The sequence below is a fragment of the Pontibacter rugosus genome, from assembly GCF_042678745.1.
Taxonomy (GTDB): Bacteria; Bacteroidota; Bacteroidia; order Cytophagales; family Hymenobacteraceae; genus Pontibacter; species Pontibacter rugosus.
Genome location: NZ_JBHTLD010000303.1, coordinates 1 through 4326, shown reverse-complemented (window position 1 = coordinate 4326; position 4326 = coordinate 1). Strand labels below are relative to the sequence as shown.

The 4326-nt window shown below is 45.0% G+C and carries 5 protein-coding genes; 3 read left to right on the top strand and 2 right to left on the bottom strand.

Going from position 1 to position 4326, the window contains the following annotated elements; genetic code table 11:
- Positions 1-159: 159 nt before the first annotated feature.
- Both ACFQ2O_RS20250 and ACFQ2O_RS20245 read left to right on the top strand, forming a co-directional pair.
- Positions 160-642: a hypothetical protein gene (locus tag ACFQ2O_RS20250; RefSeq protein WP_377532359.1), complete on the top strand. Its 483-nt coding sequence runs from the start codon at positions 160-162 to the stop codon at positions 640-642.
- A 50-nt stretch (positions 643-692) separates the two neighbouring features.
- Positions 693-1202 carry a GNAT family N-acetyltransferase gene (locus ACFQ2O_RS20245; protein WP_377532356.1) on the top strand — a complete coding sequence of 170 codons (510 nt, stop codon included), beginning with the start codon at positions 693-695 and terminating at the stop codon, positions 1200-1202.
- A gap of 18 nt (positions 1203-1220) precedes the next feature.
- Here ACFQ2O_RS20245 and ACFQ2O_RS20240 read toward each other — a convergent pair whose 3' ends face one another.
- Complete coding sequence (locus tag ACFQ2O_RS20240; protein WP_377532353.1) at positions 1221-1700, bottom strand: vitamin K epoxide reductase family protein; 480 nt, start codon at positions 1698-1700, stop codon at positions 1221-1223.
- A 143-nt stretch (positions 1701-1843) separates the two neighbouring features.
- Between ACFQ2O_RS20240 and ACFQ2O_RS20235 the strand changes: the two genes are divergently transcribed.
- Complete coding sequence (locus ACFQ2O_RS20235) at positions 1844-2884, top strand: SDR family oxidoreductase (RefSeq protein ID WP_377532350.1); 1041 nt, start codon at positions 1844-1846, stop codon at positions 2882-2884.
- Positions 2885-3190: 306 nt separating this feature from the next.
- Here the strand turns inward: ACFQ2O_RS20235 and ACFQ2O_RS20230 are convergent, their stop codons facing one another.
- Entirely contained in the window at positions 3191-3694 is a 504-nt protein-coding gene (locus ACFQ2O_RS20230; RefSeq protein WP_377532347.1) for a phosphoheptose isomerase, read from the bottom strand.
- Positions 3695-4326 lie beyond the last annotated feature (632 nt).

The window sequence follows — 4326 nt, the reverse complement described above, 5'->3', positions numbered from 1 at the left end:
GTATAGGCTTGGGTAATATCCAGTCAAAGCCACAAAAAGGTCAGCATCATCAGTAGTAGCAGGAGCCAGATATTGCTGATGGAAGCTGGCAAAGACAAGTATAAGCTAAGCAGGCAAGGAGTATAACTTGTTGCAAATCAGAAAGTATAAAAGCTTTAAATGAAAAAATATGTCTACAGACAAAGCGCCTATTATAGCCCGCTTAAGTTTACCATCGGGGCAGTAGTTATTTCGTCTGTTTTGTTAGAGGTACTGAGGACTTTTGTCAGACCAGTGTATGGGCAAGGCAAAGGCTTTCTTCCTAAGGTGTTGGGAATAGCTCCTAACTTGTTGGCGGGTTACTCACTGCCGCTACTTTTTGTCGGAGCCTTTTACCTGGTCATGTTTGAACAGGAGCTGGCAAACCCCGCTTCTCCATCTACTACTACATCCGCTCAGCGCCCAGCTACTGGTGCTTTCCTGGTAATAGCAACGCTAACGACAGTTGGCCTCATCTTGTGGGAACTCGCGCAAATAGACGCCGGGTTAACCTTTGACCCAAATGATATAATTGCAACAATAGCAGGTGCTATACTTAGCGTATACTTCTATTTTAAAACCAGACCTGCAGTGGAGCAGGATAGGGTGCGAACGCAAGCATAAAACGGGTTTCTCAAGCTTATAGCTTTTTTCACCACAAACCAGATGACACAATGCCTATACTTGAAACAGAACGACTTCTGCTGGATGAGATAACGACAGATGATGCCGCTTTTATACGGGAGCTGCTGAATGACCCATCCTGGTTGCAGAACATCGGAGACAGAGGGGTGCGTACCTTAAATGATGCCACTGCCTATATCAAGAGCGGACCTATGAAAAGCTACAAGCGGTTGGGCTTTGGTTTATACTTGATCAAGCTAAAAGAAAGCAAGGCTCCTATCGGGGTATGTGGCTTGTTGAAGAGAGAAGTACTGGAAGACAACGACATAGGTTATGCGCTATTACCTAAGTATACCGGAAAAGGCTATGCCCTCGAAGCAGCGGCAGGTGTAGTGGCTTATGCTAAAAACACCTTAGGTCTAAAACGCATTGTAGGCTTTACAATACCTGCAAACCCAAGCTCCATTCGGGTACTTGAGAAGCTGGGAATGCAGTATGTAGGCACGATGCAACTATCCGCCAATGATGAAGTTTGCAACCTATACGCCTTAGATCTTTAGCTCCAGTTGCAGCTGATATCAGTCACGGCGTTTGAAGAGTTTGCGTAGCGGGCTTAGTGCCGCAAAATTAATGGCTGCACCAGCTATGCAATAAATACAGGCTCGCTTCTGCACAAATGTCATGTTTACCAGATACTGTGCGGCTCCGGCAGCCTGCGCCAGTAAAACTCCGCCCAAAGCCACATCCAACACTTTAGATGGTTTCTTGTATCTGCTGGCTGCTGTGGCCAACGCAATGGTAGCCGTATAAGCTCCTAAACTTATCACGCCATCTGGCATGCCTAAAATAACAGCATCTTTTGAGCAGTTTACTTTTTCTGTATCAAAATATTTTCCTGGCAGGTCAGGAAGCTTTCTGAAATACCCTAACTGGAAAAGTGAAATAACACCAAAATCAATGAGGCCCAATGTGGCAAGTGCTGCAATATCTCTGCGGTAGCGGCTGGCTTCGCTGCTGTCTTCGCGAAGTGTATCAATAACTGATTTAGTTTGTTTCATAGCTCATGTAGTTTGGTTTTTCTACGCGCCCCTATGCTCTTGGTTTTCTTAAGCACCTGCCATACAACAAGTATACTGCATACAGTTTAAACTAACAGGTAAAACAAGGCGTACCACTTGTTTAGAAGTATGAAACTAAAACTATGAAAATGACTAAAGACACGAACAACAACGGCCGCAAAGGTGTGGCTGTCATAACAGGTGCTTCAGCAGGCTTAGGTCGTGCCTGTGCCAGAGAGTTTGCTAAAAACGGCTATGATGTTGGGTTACTAGCCCGTGGTGTAGAGGGCTTGGAAGGCGCAAAGCGCGAAGTGGAGGAAATGGGCAGAAAAGCGGTGTTCGTTCAGGTAGATGTAGCTGATGCAGATGCAGTTGACAAGGCTGCCTCCAAAATAGAACAGGAACTGGGAGAGATAGATGTGTGGGTTAACAACGCCATGAACAGTGTATTTAGTCCGGTAAAAAAAATGGAACCGGATGATTATAAACGTGTGACGGAGGTAACATATCTGGGACAAGTATACGGTACATTATCAGCTTTGAAACGCATGCTGCCGCGCGACCGCGGCTCAATTGTACTCGTAGGTTCGGCTCTGGCTTACAGAGGTATTCCTTTACAATCTGCTTATTGTGGCTCTAAACATGCTATTCAGGGGTTTTATGACTCGCTGCGTACTGAGCTCATGCATGATAAAAGCAACGTGAAGGTAACGATGGTTCAGCTACCAGCCATGAATACCACGCAATTCGGGTTTGTCAAAACCCGTCTGCCCAACAAACCAAAGCCGATGGGTAAAATTTACCAACCCGAAGTAGCGGCAGAAGTTATTGTGTATGCAGCAGAACATGAGCGCCGGGAGTACCGTGTAGGCTACCCAACCTTACAGGCCATCATCGGCAACAAAATTGCGCCGTGGTTTGCAGACTATGTTTTGGCCAACAATGGTATTAAAGGCCAGCAAACTGATCAACCAGAAGATCCGAATCGTCAGAACAACCTCTACGATCCCCTACCAGGAGACCACGGTGCGCACGGCACTTTTGATGATCAGTCAACTTACTTCAGCCCTCAAGTATGGCTAAGCCTTCACCGCGACAAGCTGTTGGCAGGTGCATTGGCTGTGGGCGGGGTGGTGTTAGGAAGTATGCTCACCAAAAAATGGTCTGATAAGTATGACGACTAGTGACGAGGCAGCTTAGAAAAGCATCCCCTGACGTACCGGTGTGTACGAACGGCATCAACCATACCCGTTTACTAGTGTCATCTCTAAATCAGTGAGTGATCTATCTGAAATTCTGTAAAGATCCCTCCTATGGTCGAGATGACAGGAGAGGTCAAGAATGACAGGGGATGAAGTGTTGGGACAGGTGTGGTCTAGAATTCACAAAGCACAAGCGGGCGCTTGCGCCAGTTAGGTAGTAAATAATAAAGCAGGCGGCCCGGTTAAACTTACCGGGCCGCCTGCTTTTATACTTTGGCCAAGTATAGCCTAGCGGCCAAAATCATCCTGCACTCTTACAATATCTTCTTCGTCAGAAGGTTGGTCGGCGTTAGTATGCTGCCATATTTCTGCCAATACGCCCCATTCCTGCAAGCCAACTAATCGATGGCGTTCACCTTGGCGAAGTGTGATTTTATCGCCAGGATGTAGTGTTTTTACTTCGCCTTCTTCATCTGTATCACTTGTAACCACGCCTACTGTTCCTTTTACCACCTGCCAGATTTCCGCTCTGCGGTGATGATACTGCCACGAAAGTCTCTTCTCCGGTGCAACCACCAAGATTTTAGGGCTTAACTTTCCTGATATTTTCAGATCATCCACTGAAATACCATCAAAATAGGTGTCAGCAAAAGTCTGTGCCTGGTTTTCGTCAATCACAAAAAAACCACCCCAAGGGCGTGCTTGGTCTTGCTTGTCGATGTTGAAGCCCTTTTTGTTAAGCTCCTGCTCTATTTCTTTAAAAAGTTGTTCCTTGTTATACTCCTTTGACATACTTGTTCGCTGATTTGAGTTAAGAAAACTAAGATCTAAATATATAAATTATCGATAGTTACAACGTATAATTTTTGATTACGATTAGCCTTGGCTACTAAAACTTTGCCTGTTGCCAAACAATTTTTAGCACTTTGGCCTTAGCCTAAGCGGCAATGCCTACTATGCCAGTTGTAAAAGACCTTAATAAACTTCTTCATTATGAGCTTTGCACACTATTAATGATGCTCTAGAGCACATTATTAAGCTATAGCAATTATAAAGTGCCAATTGGGTATGAAAATAGTTTGAATTATATCAATCATGATACGCTGGAAGAAGCTGCCAAGTGCGATAGGAATTTAGCATCGCCTTTTATAGTGTATTTGACAGGACGTACTCTGCCAAATTTAGTTTAAGCTATTTTGTCCTCCTGAAAGTATCATGTTGATAGAGGGCCTCTTCCCCCGCATGTCGCAAAAGCTTTATCTCCGGAGGTATGGGACCTCTATTTCTATCAAGCTTTCTTACAGAATGACAGGTATATGTATACCTAAACTCGGTAATTAAGCCAGCGTTCTGGCGGGGTTGAACCTTTTGTTTTTGTGGTCTAGAAAGGTGTAGGCTGTCAGTCCTGAGAGGATATGGACCAG